Source organism: Deltaproteobacteria bacterium (genome assembly GCA_016709225.1).
Taxonomy (GTDB): domain Bacteria; phylum Myxococcota_A; class Polyangia; order Nannocystales; family Nannocystaceae; genus Xiheibacterium; species Xiheibacterium phototrophicum.
In genome coordinates this window covers 194,983-209,208 of sequence record JADJEE010000002.1, presented here as the reverse complement: position 1 = coordinate 209,208, position 14,226 = coordinate 194,983, and the positions used below count along the sequence as shown (strand labels likewise).

Genomic DNA, 14,226 nt, shown 5'->3' with positions numbered 1-14,226 from the left:
CTAGAGTGCGGCCGGTTCCGTCATGGCCTCGCCGCTCTCCGCCCATCAGATCCGTCAGCGCTTCGTCGAGTTCTTCACCGCTCGCGGTCACACGCACGTGCCCAGCAGCCCGCTGGTGCCGCGCAACGACCCGACGCTGTTGTTCGTGAACGCAGGCATGAACCAGTTCAAGGACGTCTTCACCGGCCGCGAGAGCCGGCCGTACACCCGCGCGGTGTCGGTGCAGCGCTGCGTGCGGGCCGGCGGCAAGCACAACGACCTCGACAACGTCGGCTTCACGCCGCGCCATCACACGCTGTTCGAGATGCTGGGCAACTTCTCGTTCGGCGACTACTTCAAGGCCGACGCGATCGCGTGGGCGTGGGAGTTCCTCACCGGCGAGATGGGCATCCCCGCCGAGCGCCTGGCGGTGACGGTGTTCGACGGCACCGGCGAGGACGCGCCCGCCGACGAGGAGGCCGCCGCGCTGTGGGCCGAGCGGGTGCCGGCGTCACGGATCTATCGCTGCAGCGCGACCGACAACTTCTGGTCGATGGGCGACACCGGCCCCTGCGGTCCGTGCTCGGAGATCCACATCTGGCACGGCGATGTGGCGCCGCCCAGCTCCGGCGAGCCCGGCCGCGGCCCCGCGTTCGAGTCGGACAAGTACGTCGAGCTGTGGAACCTCGTGTTCATGCAGTACGAGAAGCACGCCGACGGCTCCATGACCGCGCTGCCCAAGCCCGCGATCGACACCGGCGCCGGGCTCGAGCGGGTCGCCGCCGCGGTGCAGCGGGTGGGCTCGAACTACGAGACCGATCTGCTGGCGCCGCTGGTCGAGTGCGCGCGCCGGCTCGCGCAGACCCGGGGGTCGACCGCGGCGCTGGCGGCCAAGGGCGAGGCGCCGCTGCGGGTCATCGCCGACCACGCGCGCGCGGCCGCGTTCCTCATCGCCGACGGGGTGTTCCCCGACAAGGCCGGCCGCAGCTACGTGCTGCGTCGCATCATGCGGCGGGCGATCCGACACGGCACCGAGATCGGTCTCGATCGTCCGTTCTTCCACGAGGTCTGCGCCGAGGTCGTGGCCCGCTTCGGCGATTTCTACGGCGAGCTGCGCGAGCGCGCGGCGACCATCGCCGAGGTCACCGCGGCCGAGGAGGTGTCGTTCCGCCGCACGCTCGATCGCGGGCTCAAGCGCCTGCGCACGGCGATGGACGGACACGATCGCGCCCGCGATGCGGCTGCGTTCTCGCCCGAGGTCGCCGCCGACCTCTACGACACCTACGGCTTCCCGCTCGATCTCACCGCGGTGATCGTCGCCGAGCACGGCCTGTCGCTCGACGAGGCCGCCGCCGAGGCGGCGCTGCGACGTCGCCAGAGCAGCGGCGAGGCGACCGCCGAGCTCGGTCAGGAGCAGGCGATCGCGGGGGTCTACTTCGCGCTGCACGGCGAGCACGGCGACAGCGAGTTCCTCGGCTACGACCTGACGTCGGCGTCCGCGACCGTGCGCGCGCTCGTGGTCGACGGCGTGTCGGTGCCGAGCGCCGCGGCCGGCTCCGAGGTCGAGGTGGTGCTCGACCGCACGCCGTTCTACGGCGAGAGCGGCGGACAGATCGGCGATGCCGGCTGGCTGCGCGCCGGCGCTGCCACGGTCGCGGTCGCCGACACCATCAAGCCCCGGGGCGGCATGCACGTGCACCGCGGCCGGCTCGAGGGCGGGCCCCTGCAGCTCGGCGACACCGTGCAAGCCGAGGTCGACGTGCAGCGCCGCGATGCCATCCGCCGCAACCACAGCGCGACCCACCTGCTGCACCACGCGCTGCGCAAGCACCTGGGCGAGCACGTCTCGCAGAAGGGCTCGCTGGTCACGCCCGATCGCCTGCGCTTCGACTTCAGCCACAACCGCGCGCTGACGGCCGAGGAACGCCGCCGCATCGAGCTGACGGTCAACGCGATGGTGCTGGCCAATGCGGCGGCCGACGTGCAGCAACAGTCGATGGACGAGGCGCGCGCGCGTCGGGCCATCGGCCTGTTCGAGGCCAAGTACGGCGAGCGCGTGCGGGTGGTGCAGTTCGACGACAGCATCGAGCTGTGCGGCGGCACCCATGTCACCCGCACCGGTGACATCGGCTCGTTTGCAATCGTGAGCGAGGGCAGCGTGGCGCAGGGCGTGCGGCGCGTCGAGGCCGTCACTGGCATGGGCGCGGTGGCCTACTTGCAGGGCCTGGTCGAGCTGGTCGAGACCGCCCGCGACAAGCTCCACGTGCACGCGCTCGACGAGCTGCCGGCCAAGATCGATCGCCTGCAGCAGGACCTCAAGCACAGCGGCCGCGAGATCGAGAACCTGCGCCGCGAGCTCGCCATGGGCGGCGGCGGTGGAGGTGGGGCCGAGGCGACCAGCGAGGTCGGCGGTGTCACGCTGCTCGCGCGCCAGATCAGCGCGCCCGATGCCAAGACCCTGCGCGGTGCGGCCGACGCGATGCGCGACAAGCTCGGCTCCGGCGTGCTCGTGCTCGGCGCCGAGATCGAGGGCAAGGCCACGCTGCTGGTCGCGGTCACCAAGGATCTCGAGGGCAAGGTGCACGCGGGCAAGCTGATCGGCGTGCTCGCGCCGCACATCGACGGCAAGGGCGGCGGCCGCCCCGACCTGGCCCAGGCCGGCGGCCCGAAGGTCGCGGGGCTCGGCGACGCGTTGCAGGCGGCCGCGGCCGCACTTGCGGCGCAGCTGGGCTGACGCGCGCCACCCTGCAGGTCCGGCCACGCGTTCGCATCGATGTCCCGATTCCGGGACGACGCGTGCGCGCGTGGGATCGCCATCGCGGTGCCGCGCAGCGCAGCGGTGCACGATCGAGAATGTGATCGTCGACGTGCGGTGGTGCGAAACAAGCCGTCGCCGTCGCTAGTCTTGATGCACGCCAGGACGCGCGGGGGAACTCGCGACGACCCTGCGGTCGGCTCGGGCATTGGTGCTCCGGGTCCAACGACCGCCCGTCGCGTGCGCGCGACCTGGACTTTCATGCGACCGACCCCGTGGTCGCCGCGCTGGGGTGCCCTCCGGCGTGTCGACCACGGGCGTCGGAGCAGGGGAGCCACGCCAGCTTCGCGAGGAGTGACGACGAATGACGATCCATCAACGCATGCGACTGTGGGGACTCGGCTTGGTGATGGCCACGGTGGTGCCGGCCTGCGATGGCGAAGACGGTGGTGACGATGCCGGGGAGACCACCGGTGATGGCACCGATGGTGGCAGCGGCAGCACGGGCGGCGACGACAGCATGACGACCAGCGTCGGCGCGACGACACTGGTGATCGATCCCACGCTCGATCCCACCGAGGATCCGAGCGGTGCGGCCTCGACCTTGCTCACCACGTTCGGCAGCGTCGGCGACGACACGGCGTCGAGCGGCGACGGTGGTGACATCGGCATCGCGACCACCGACGGCAGCTCGGGCGAGTCGAGCGGCTCGGGCAGCTCGAGCTCGGGTTGAGTAGGCGCGCGGCGTCGGTCGTGCGTCAGTGCTTGCGCAGCCGGACGTAGCCGCGCAGACGCAGACCGAAGAGCAGCGCGTGGGTCTGCCGCCCGTCGGTGCGCACGCGCTGTTCGTACTGCGCATCGAAGGCGACCGCGAGGTGCTCGAGCGGACGGAACTCGTAGCCGAGCCCCGCGAAGCCGCCGAAGCCGGGTCGACGCGCGCGGCCGATCATCGCGGCGTGGCTGGTCGCACCGAGGCCGACCTGAAGGAACGCGCCGCGCCACACGAAGCCCTGGCCGACGATGTCGACGACTCCCGCGACGCCCTTCTTGATGCCCTGGTGCCCGGTCAGCCCGCCCGACACGCCCAGCGTGAAGCGCTCGCTCAGACCACCACCGATCTCGATGCGGTGGCCGATCGCGGGGATGAAGCCATCCAGTTGTAGCGAGAGCCCGGTCGACAGGCCCGCGCCGGCGTAGAAGCCCTTGCGCTTGGGCTCGCGCTGGAAGTCCTCGAGGTGCAGCCGCTCGTCGAAGCGCTGACGTCGGGCGTCGCGTCGGGCGTTCGCGTCGCCGTGGCGACCCGCGAGCTGCAGATCGCCCGCGTGGGCGAGCGTCGGGGTGATGGCGCCCAGCGACGCCACGATCGTAGTTGCAAGCCAGCCAGCGAGGGGTCCGCGCATGTCGTGGCCCCGAACGGCAGCGCGCGCGGAGCACTTACAGCGCGTGCGCCCGCGTGTGACGGCTCGCGCGCCTGCCCTCGGACCGATGCCGGAGCCGGGCCCGCGGGCCCGGTTCTCGCGCGGGGTTGTCGTGCCCGTGGCACTGGCGGCGGCGCGCCGTGATAAGGTTTGCGACGACGCCGACATGGACCCCGCGCAACTCAAGGACGAGCTCGGTCTCACGGACTCCCTCGAGGAGATCGTCGACTGGGCCCGGCAGCGAACCGCCGAGGTGATCGCGACCGGCGTCGACGAGGAGCTCGCCGGCCTGCTCGGCGCACCGGTCACGGTGACGACCGTCAAGGCGCCCGCGCCGCTGCCGCCGGGTTCCGCGACGATGGCGATGCCCCACAACGGTGGTGCGCGGCACGACGCCCACGAGGACGAGCACGGCCTGGCGATGCCGCCGAGCCGCGAGGTGACACTGCCGCGCGTGCCGCTGCCCGCAGTGCCGCTGCCGCCGGTGCCCCAGCGCCCCGACCTGGCCGCCGATGCCGACGAGGCGACCGACGTCGACGAGCTCGAGATGCTCGACGAGGGCGACCTCGAGCTGATGGAGTCCGACGACGACGAGGACGACGACGGTTCGTCGCCGGAGCCGCGCGAACCCGCCGATGGCGACGACGTGGCCGGCGACGACGGACCCGAGCGCTCGGCCGAGTGGAAGCGGGCGTTGGCGGACGCGCAGAGCGAGTAGACCCGAACCACAGGAGCAGCCATGACGACGCGGAGGTGGACGAACTCGGTGCTGGGGCTCGCGATGTTCGGCTGCGGCGGCGGTGGCAGTGCCGACGGGTCGTCGGCGAGCGACGACGGCAGCGATGGTGCGGTGGACTCGGGCCCGCCGACCGACGTGCCCAATCCCCTCACCGATCCCGAAGAGGGACCGCCCGCCGGCAACCCTGACGGCGACTGCGAGGTGCCGGCCGAGGCCGGGCTCGCCGACGTCAGCGCGCCCACCCGCGTCGTCGGCGACGGCACGCCCGCCAGCTGCACCGCCGATGCGTTCATCGATGCGGTCGCCGGTGGCGGCGTGATCACGTTCGACTGCGGGCCCGATCCGGTGACGATCACGCTCGATCGCCCGGCGAAGATCGTCAACGACACCGGGCCCGAGATCGTCATCGACGGCGGCGGCCTGGTCACACTGTCGGGCGGCGGCACCACCCGCATCCTGTACATGAACACCTGCGACGAGGCGCAGGTGTGGACCACCTCGCACTGCGACGATCAGGATCACCCGCGGCTGGTGGTGCAGAATCTGACCTTCATCGACGCCGACTCCCGCGGCGAGGCCGAGAACGACGGCGGCGGCGCGATCTGGGTCCGTGGCGGTCGCTTTCGGGCGGTCAACACCCGCTTCTTCAACAACGTCTGCGCCGACACCGGGCCCGACGTCGGCGGCGCGGCGATCCGCGTGTTCGATCAGTTCGAGGACCGCGAGGTCTACCTCGTCAACAGCACCTTCGGCGGCGCGGAGGGCTACGGCAACCAGTGCGCCAACGGTGGCGGCGTGAGCTCGATCGGCGTGTCGTGGACGATCCTCAACAGCCGCTTCTCCCACAACCGCGCCGTCGGCATGGGCGGCAACCCGGCCGAGGCCGGGACCCCCGGAGGGGGCAGTGGCGGCGCCATCTACAACGACGGCAACACCATGACGCTGTCGCTGTGCGGCACCCGCATCGAGGACAACGAGGTCGTGCAGCACGGCAGCGCGATCTTCTTCGTCAGCAACGATCACAGCGGCAACATCGTCATCGACCGCTCGACCATCACGCACAACCAAGGCGGGTCGTGGTACCCGACCTATCCGCAGATCTCGAACCACGACGACACGCCGATCACGGTCACCGACTCGGTGATCGAGTGAGCCGGATGGGTGTCCCCGCTGCGCGGCGTCACTGCGTGCGCAGCCGCCACAGCCCGAACACGCCGTTGGCGGAGTACACCAGGTGCTTCGTGGGGTCGTAGTCGATCGCCACCGCGCCACGTCCGATCTCCGGCGAGGCCATCTGCGTCCACGACTCGACGTCTCCAAGCGGCGCGCGCCAGAAGGGCTGGCCGCCGAAATCGTGCAGGTAGGTGGCGTACAGCGACGTGCCGTCGTCGATGACGAGCGCGGCTTGCGGCGAGCCCGGCAGCAAGGTCCAGGTCGAGCCGAGCGGCGCCCCGCGGTCGCCGCGGCTGACGAACACCCCGGAGTTGGTCATGCCCAGGTACGCGGCCCCATCGGGTGCGAAGTGCACGCCGCCGCCGTAGACCCCGTAGTGCACGCCGTCGACGACATGGGCCCAGCTCGCGCCGGCGTCAGCGGTGAACCAGCCGCCGCTGTCGGCCGCGAGCAGGTAGCTGTCGGGGCCGAAGATCGAGATGCTCGCGCCCTCGACCCAGCCGCCGAACTGCGGCGGGCCATCGATGATCTCCCAGGTATCGCCGCCGTCCTTGGTGCGCGAAAGACAGTTGGGGGTGTGCGGCGCCGAGCAGTTGTCGTGCCATGTGATCACGAGGTGGCGCGGGTCGTCGCGATCCATGCCGATCGCCTGCGCGAAGTCGTTGACGGTGTCGTCGGGATCGGCGTCGAGCATGGTCCAGTTCACACCGCCGTCGAGCGAGCGATAGATCGTCGGGTCGTTGCCGTAGCCGCTGGCGAGGTACATGCGATCGGGCTCGACGGGATCGATGCGAAGCGCCCAGATCACCCCGGTCTCGAGCTTGGCGCCGTTCTCTCCGGTGCTGATCTTCGACCACGTCGCGCCGGCGTCCGTCGACTTGAACACGCCGGTGCCACCATCACCACCGTTGGTCTCGTTGCCGGCGGTCGCGAACACGCTGCAGTCGATCGGGTTCACCGCGATGGTCGCGGCCTCCATGTTGTCCGGCGTCGCGAACTCGGGCGGCGTGATCTCCTCCCACTGTCCCACGCGCCCGGGGCTCGAACCGTCGCAGTCCATGCCGGGCTGGGGGCCGTCGTCCCCCGAGCTGTCGTCGGTGCTGCCGGTGGTGCTGCCGGTGTCGGTGACGGCCGTCGTGCCGCTCGCGGTCGGCGAGCTCGACGACGACGCATCCGTGCTCGCGCCGCCGCTGCTGCCCGCCGCCGTACTGTCGCCGTCGCCTGCGGTCGCACTGCTGTCGTTGGCCCCGGGGCTGCCACAGGCCAAGAGCGCAGCGATGCCCACGGTGATCCACGCGATGGACTCGGTGCGGGGCTGGGATACGGGCGGCATCGCGTCTCCCATGCGTGGCGACTCGACGATCTGTGACGCAATCGTGGGCGGGGTGAGACGCCCTCACCATCGTGCTCGCAGGTGCACCCGTGGTGTCTGGCGATCCGGGTCCCATGTGGCGTCCCATGCGACCCGGCGGCAACGATCCGCCGCGGCCGCGTGGACACGCCACGGTTCCCTGCGAGTTCGTGGATGGCGGGCGTCGTGCACAGACGCACCGACCATGACGACGCGAGCTCCTCAGCCCCTGCGTGCCCCAGCGAAGGCGATGCTCTCGATGCTGCTCGTGTGCGCGTGCACGTCCGTCGCCGACGAAGCTGGGATGGCCGACGAGCATGCGCGAGCGTCGTCGTCCGCGACGAACGCCGAGGAGGTACTCGCCGCGACCGAGTCGATCACCCTTCACGACTACCCCGTGCGCGTCGCGAGAAGCGTGGCCAAGGATCCGCGCTGCGGCGGCGGCCAGGATCACCTCGACGAGATCCGCGGGTACCTCCAGGCGATCGACCGCGCCGACTTCGGGGGCGCGGTCGCGGCGCTCGCGGAGTTCCAGCGCCGCTTGTACTGTCTGGGGCTGCCCGGGATGCGCGCGCTCGACTTCGCCGTGGGTGAGGCGATGCGGCGCGCGGTCGCGCTGCCCACGGACGAACGCAACCGTGCTCTCGCGGCCCTGTTCAATCCTGCGGCGCTGATCGTCGATCAGCTCATGTTCACGCGCACGTCGTACGTGGCGAGCCTGATGCGGTTGTATCAGCCGCAGCTGCAGGCGGCGCTCCACAAGTTCCCCACCGACGACATCGGCATGCTGGTGCTGCGACCCACGACCGGGTCGCTCGTGCGCCTGCCTTCCGAGACCTGCTCGGCCACCGCATGCGCCCCCAGCGAACAGCAGATGCTGGCGATGTTCGCCGACCCGCGACGCTTCGGCCTCGGGGTGTGCAACTGGCTGGCCCTGGCCCACAACGAGTGGGTGTGCACCGCGGGCGTTGCGTGTGGCGAGTCGGCGCCGGCGCTCGACCAGCTTGCGCCCGCCGACCCCGGCGTCGAACGCTGGGGTCGCTACGGCCTCGCGCACGGCGTCGAGGCTGAGCTCCGCTACCGACCCCTCCACGGCGACGCGGTGCTCGCCCATGCGGATGCGATGCGTGAGGTCACGGCCGTGGAGGCCACGCCGCTCGAGAAGGCGCTGTGGCCCGTGCGCAGCACCGACGAACTCGAGCTCGTGCTGCGCAGCGCGAATGCCGAGTCGGAGGGCGCGCGCGACCACGTGGTGTTCGGTGAGCACTATACCGACGCAGACTTCATGGCGATGTGCGGTGGCGTCCTCGAGCCGGTGAACATGCCCTGGACCACGCCGCCCTACGATCTGTTCGAGTGCCTGCTCGACCAGCGAGACGCGTTCGAAGCCTCGGTCGACTGCGTGGGTCAAGGCAATGCGATCCTGATCGAGGAGATGCGCACGATCAGCTTCGACGCTGGCGGAGGCACCGGCGTGCTCGATCCCGCCTGTCGTTCGAATCCCCTGACCGAAGACGGGGGCCTTGCCCCGGGGCATCACTTCACATGCGAAGACATCCCCGAGTTCTGCGAGGATCCGACCGCCCAGTCCGGTCCGGTCAACACCGAGCCGTCGGCGTCGGCGGCGGAGGCCGCCGAGTACCGGGCGACCACGGCGCTCGCACGCGCGCAGGCGCGAAACGACGCCAGCGTGGCCGCTGACCTCTCGCTCGCCAAGGTCGTCGCCGGCTCCACCCGCGAGGTGGGGGCTGCCGTGGACTTCGGCAATTCAGCGACGGTGAACTTCGGAGCCTACAACTTCGGCGGCGGCTGCGAGCACGCGACTGCGTGCTACGACGCCGCCACGCACACCATCTGGGTGCAGGACTCGGCGTTCCAGCAGTATCCGTACGAGCAGGTGCTCGGCGCAATCGTGCACGAGATCATGCACGCGGCGCTCACCTATCTCGGCGTGCCCGCGGCGGATCAACACGACTACATCGGCGGCCGCGGAGCCACGGTGGTCGAGTTCGGCGAGGACGAGGAGCCAGTGCTCCCGCGCAGCAACAATCAGATGCCGGCGCCCGACGGCAACGATTGCTCGGTGTTCCGGCGTGCGATGGACGCTACGCTCCAGTGCCTCGACGAGCTGAGCCATCCCGGCAGCCACAAGCACGATCTCGCTGGCTTCGAGCCGTGGAAGGACCCGCGCAAGGCCTACCCGAACCCCGATGCGCCGGTCGACGAGGTCGACGAATGCGCAGCATATGCCGTCGGCGGTGGCGGTCCGGGCGGGTCGTCGTTCAGCCCATGTAACCTCATGCACTGCCTCGAGCCCGACAGTTGCTGGTGCGCCGACGGTGGTCTTCCCGCGGTCCAACTCGGTGGCGTGGCTGTCCGCGCGTGCGGCAACTACACCGACTGCGGCGACGAACTGGTGCTCGATCCGATCTCGTGCCAGTGCGTGCCGTACGGCGGCCTCCAGGATCCGGTGCTGCCCGACAATCCCCTCGGCGACGCATGGGCCGCGATCGACGCGCGGCTCTCCAGCGGCGCGGATGCCCAGGACGTCATGTTCCCGAGCCAGGCCCAGACACCCAACGGGCTGTTCCCGCACGGGGACGTTCCCTGATCGAATCGGGTGCCGCGTCGATCGACGGGCAACGCAACCACGGGTGGCACGACGGATGTCGAGCGGCCCGCAGCCCTCACGCCCGCGGCTTCGCGGTGGGCGCGGGCTCCTCGGGCTTGCTCATCGCGAGGAACGCGGCCGCCATGTCGCCGATCGCATCCGACGACAGCTCCTCTTGCTTGGCGATCTCGTAGGGCCGGATGAACTCCGGCGGCAGCTCGTCGAGGAAGCGGCTCGGCGCCCGCGGCAGCTCGCGGCCGCGATCGAGGCGGGCGGCGCCGCGGGTGAGCCACAGACGCTCGCGCGCGCGGGTGATGCCGACGTAGAAGAGCCGCCGCTCCTCCTCGAGGTCGCCGGCGATGGCGTCGCTGATGCGCGGCGCGGCGACGCGGCGGTGGGGCATGGTGCCCTCCTCGACGCCGACGAGGAACACGAACTCCCACTCGAGGCCCTTGGCGCTGTGCAGCGTCGACAGCGTGACTTCGCCGGTCGGCGGCGCCGCTTCGGCATCGGGGTCATTGCTCGAGCTGTCGAGCGAGACCGTGCCGAAGTACGACGACCACTGCGGCTTCGCGCCGGCCTCGCGCCGGCGCTGCTCGTAGCGCTCGACCGAGGCCGCGAGCCACTCGACGCCCGACATGCGGGCCTCGGTCGCGCCGTCGGAGCCGATCTCGCGCCGCACGTGATCGCGAAAGCCGATCTCGTCCAGCACGCCGCGCAGGGCCGTCGCCGCGCTGCCCTCGGCGCGGGCCTGTTGCTGCGCGCGACGAATCATCGCCGAGAACTGCGAGAGCGCGTTCTGGGCGCGGGAGTTCAGGCCCTGCACCTCGTGGCTGTGGTGCACCGCGTCCTGCAGCGAGACCCCGCGGGCGGCGGCGTGGCGCTTGAGCAGCTCGATGCTCTGGCGGCCGATGCCGCGCGGCGGCGTCTCGAGTGCCCGTCGCAGCGCCAGCTCGTCGCGCGGCGTGACGATGGTCTTGAGGTACGCGAGTGCGTCCTTGATCTCCTTCTTGTCGTAGACCGACTGCCCGCCGAGCACGCGATAGCGGATGCCGTGCAGCTGCAGCTGCTCCTCGATGGCCTTGCCCTGCGACGCCGAGCGGTACAGCACCGCCACCTCGTCGGCGCTGCGGCGGTCCTCGACCACCAGCTTGCGGATCTGCCGACCGACCCACTGCGCCTCCTGGTCGCTGTCGGCTGCGACCACCACGTCGACCGGCTCGCCGCCGCGACGGGTGGGGATGAGGGTCTTGTCGTTGCGATTCTGGTTGTTGCGCACGACCGCGTTGGCGCACTCGAGGATCGGTGCGCGCGAGCGGTAGTTCTGCTCGAGCTTCACGGTGGTGGCGGCCGGGAAGCTGTGGGTGAACGACAGGATGTTCTCGATCTTCGCGCCGCGCCAGCCGTAGATGGCCTGGTCGTCGTCGCCGACGACGCAGAGGTTGTGTGGCGGCCCGCACAGCTGCGCGAGCATCTCGAACTGCGCGGTGTTGGTGTCCTGGTACTCGTCGACCAGCAGGTAGTCGAAGCGGCCCCGCCAGCGCTCGCGGGCCTCGTCGTTGCGGGCCAGTGACGACGCCACCAGGCACACCAGGTCGTCGAAGTCGACCGATCCGAGGCTGCGCAGGCGGTCCTCGTAGGCGTCGTAGATGGCCGCCGCGACCACGTCGTACTCGTCGACGATCTCGCGCTCGAGCTGGGCGGCCGTGAAGAACGCGTTCTTCCACAGGCCGATGCGCTGGGTGACGCCGGCGACGTCGAAGCGGCGGTCGTCGGCGCCATGGTGGCCGTGCTCGCGCAACAGCCCGCGCACGATGCCGAGCACGTCGCCCTGATCGAGGATCGAGAAGCTGCCGGCGTCGAGCCCGAAGGTCTCGGGCTCGCTGCGCATCATCGCGGCGCCGATGCTGTGGAAGGTGCCGAGCACCAGCGCCTTCGCGGTGCGCGACCCGACCATCTTCGCCAGGCGATCGCGCATCTCGCCGGCGGCCTTGTTGGTGAAGGTCACCGCGACGATGCGCTCGGCCGGGACCCCGAGCTCGAGCAGGTACGCGATGCGATGGGTGATGACGCGGGTCTTGCCGGAGCCGGCGCCCGCGAGCACGACCAGTGGGCCCTCGGTGCAGATCACCGCCTCGCGCTGCGCGGGATTCAGGCCGGAGAGATCGACCATCGGAGGCAGGGTGTTAACCCAACCCGTGACCCCGGGCAAGCCGCGATCACAGCCACGCGTAGGCCTCGGCCAGCGCTCGCTTCGCGTCGTGCTCGACGATCGCGCCGTGGGCGATCACGATGCGATCGAAGTCCCAGGCAAGCACGCGCGCGAGCGCTTCCTTGACCGCGGGGCGATCGCGGTAGGCCCACCGCAGCACGCGGCTGACGCCGACGCGTCCGTACAGCCCCGCGAGCTTGAGGTACGCGCGGGTGAACACGTACGGCGAGCCGCTGAAGTTCTCCAGCAGATCGCTGCTGACGAGCGTCCGCGACGCGCGGTGGTGGAACAGCACCTCGTGGAACGAGAAGCCGGTCAGGGGGGCCTGCGCGATCTCGGCGCCCCACGGCGGCGGCGCGGTGCCGAGCGTGACGACCCCATGCGGATCGGCGACGAGATCGCGACGCTTGCGCTCGAGCCCAGGCGCCAGCCACATCGTCGCGTCGGGGTACGCCGCCTTCCATTGTCCGACGAACAGGTGGTGGAAGAGGTTCGGCGCGACCAGGTGCGCGACCTCGCCGAGTGCGTCGACCTCGGCCCGCAGCGCGTCGGTGATCGCGATGGGCGAGTGCACCCACAGCGTGCCGTCGCCCAGGCGCACGACCGTCATCCGCGTGCCCATGTGCACGCCCAAGAAGCGCAGGTCGACGGCGGCACACCACAGGTCCGGGGCGACGGCTTCGAGCATGCGAGCGATCTACCACGCACGTCGGGCCGCCGCCGTCGCAGCCGCCGCGCGTCACGGTGCGCTGCAGTAGTGGTCCAGGGTCCACGCACCGCCGCTGCCGGGCGTCTGCGGCGGGGCCCCGAACGGGTACGCTGCCCATGGATGGGTCGTCGTCGCGTCCGCGAGGGCGAGGAAGCTCGCGCCCTCGGAGCCCATCGACGACGAGTGCCCGCCGCCGTGATTGCACAGCACCGCGACGTCGCCGGCGGCCGCGAGCGTGGTCGCGAGCGCGGCCGAGTTGGCCGCGAAGTCGGTGCAGTGGCCGTTGGCGCAGAACACATCGGTCGCGCCGCCGTGGATCGCCAGCACTGCGGTGCTGCTGCCGATCGGGGTGATGGGCTGGTACGCGACCGGGAGGCCGCCGGACCAGCTCACCGCAGCGGCGTAGTAGCCCTCGCGATCGAGGATGTGTGAGGTCATCACCGCGCCGGCCGAGAAGCCCGAGACCGTGAGGCGCGTGCGGTCGACGAGCTCCTGCTCGACGGCGCACGCCACGATCTCGCGCGCGAGCAGGAAGTCATCCTCGCGCGTGCAGTCGGACTCGGTGGGATCGCAGATGATCCACCACGGGTAGGGGTAGGCGTTGCCGCTGCGCGCGAGCGCGTCGGCGTCGGCGACCGGCAGCGCCATGACCCCGTGCTCGTCGAGCGTCATGTCGTGCACCGCGATCGCAGCGGAGTCGGAGGCCAGCACCGCCGCGGGTGTGGCATAGGTCCCGTGCCAGTGCAGCGCCAACGGGCCGCCGCCATCCGCGGTCGACACACCCACGAGCACCGCGTCGCGGCACCCCGCCAAGCCCGCGGGGCAGAAGGTGACCGTGCCGTCGACCAGCGTGGGGCAGGTCGCGGTCGGTTGCGGTGGCGCGCTCGGATCGTCGCCACCGGTCGAGCCCGCGTCGCCCGTGCTGGAGCCCTCGCCGCCGGTGCTCGAGCTCTCGCTGCCATCGCCGGAGCTGCCCTGCGAGCCACCGCCGGCCGTGGAGCCGCCGTCGCTGCCCGAGCTACCGACCTCGCCGCTCGACGAGCTCGGGTCGCCGCCGCTGTCACAGGCGAGACGATCGTGGACGACGATCGTGGATCCACAGGCCGCGAGGCATCCTGCCGCCGCGAGGGACATCGATACAAAGATGGTGCGCATGGCTACGTCCTGGCTTTGGGTTCGCGCGCCGAAGCGGCTCGCGGTCGCGACTCGTCGCGCGACACCCTTCTCCAGTGGGCACGGCTGGTCGATCGATCACCGCGTCGATCGAGTTTTGTTCGCG

The 14,226-nt window shown here is 71.0% G+C and carries 10 protein-coding genes; 5 read left to right on the top strand and 5 right to left on the bottom strand.

Translation table 11 applies throughout. The features are described from left to right. The first annotated feature begins 22 nt into the window (after positions 1-22). Together alaS and IPH07_15045 are read left to right on the top strand one after the other, a co-directional pair. A complete protein-coding gene (gene alaS, locus IPH07_15050; protein ID MBK6918708.1) occupies positions 23-2,713 on the top strand; it encodes an alanine--tRNA ligase in 2,691 nt (896 codons plus the stop codon). A gap of 385 nt (positions 2,714-3,098) precedes the next feature. Next, positions 3,099-3,467 (top strand): hypothetical protein, encoded by a 369-nt coding sequence (locus IPH07_15045; GenBank protein MBK6918707.1) that lies wholly within the window; start codon positions 3,099-3,101, stop codon positions 3,465-3,467. Between the two features lie 25 nt (positions 3,468-3,492). Here the strand turns inward: IPH07_15045 and IPH07_15040 are convergent, their stop codons facing one another. After that, entirely contained in the window at positions 3,493-4,095 is a 603-nt protein-coding gene (locus IPH07_15040) for a hypothetical protein (protein MBK6918706.1), read from the bottom strand. 223 nt (positions 4,096-4,318) lie between these two features. Here IPH07_15040 and IPH07_15035 point away from each other — a divergent pair, with 223 nt between their 5' ends. Together IPH07_15035 and IPH07_15030 are read left to right on the top strand one after the other, a co-directional pair. Continuing rightward, positions 4,319-4,870, top strand: coding sequence for a hypothetical protein (locus tag IPH07_15035; GenBank protein MBK6918705.1), 552 nt, complete (start codon positions 4,319-4,321; stop codon positions 4,868-4,870). 132 nt (positions 4,871-5,002) lie between these two features. Then, positions 5,003-6,043 (top strand): hypothetical protein, encoded by a 1,041-nt coding sequence (locus tag IPH07_15030; protein ID MBK6918704.1) that lies wholly within the window; start codon positions 5,003-5,005, stop codon positions 6,041-6,043. Between the two features lie 28 nt (positions 6,044-6,071). Here IPH07_15030 and IPH07_15025 read toward each other — a convergent pair whose 3' ends face one another. Next, on the bottom strand, positions 6,072-7,397 hold the full coding sequence (locus IPH07_15025; protein MBK6918703.1) for a hypothetical protein: 1,326 nt from the start codon (positions 7,395-7,397) through the stop codon (positions 6,072-6,074). A 322-nt stretch (positions 7,398-7,719) separates the two neighbouring features. Between IPH07_15025 and IPH07_15020 the strand changes: the two genes are divergently transcribed. Further along, positions 7,720-10,026, top strand: coding sequence for a hypothetical protein (locus IPH07_15020; protein ID MBK6918702.1), 2,307 nt, complete (start codon positions 7,720-7,722; stop codon positions 10,024-10,026). 76 nt (positions 10,027-10,102) lie between these two features. On the opposite strand, the gene IPH07_15015 is transcribed toward IPH07_15020, so the two are convergent. Genes IPH07_15015 through IPH07_15005 form a run of 3 tightly spaced genes read right to left on the bottom strand, consistent with a single transcriptional unit; the run spans position 10,103 to position 14,102 of the window. Further along, a complete protein-coding gene (locus IPH07_15015) occupies positions 10,103-12,199 on the bottom strand; it encodes a UvrD-helicase domain-containing protein (protein MBK6918701.1) in 2,097 nt (698 codons plus the stop codon). Positions 12,200-12,245: 46 nt separating this feature from the next. Continuing rightward, positions 12,246-12,926, bottom strand: a complete 681-nt coding sequence (locus IPH07_15010) for a DUF4336 domain-containing protein (protein MBK6918700.1) — start codon at positions 12,924-12,926, stop codon at positions 12,246-12,248. A 51-nt stretch (positions 12,927-12,977) separates the two neighbouring features. Continuing rightward, positions 12,978-14,102 (bottom strand): hypothetical protein, encoded by a 1,125-nt coding sequence (locus tag IPH07_15005; protein MBK6918699.1) that lies wholly within the window; start codon positions 14,100-14,102, stop codon positions 12,978-12,980. Between the last annotated feature and the right edge of the window lie 124 nt (positions 14,103-14,226).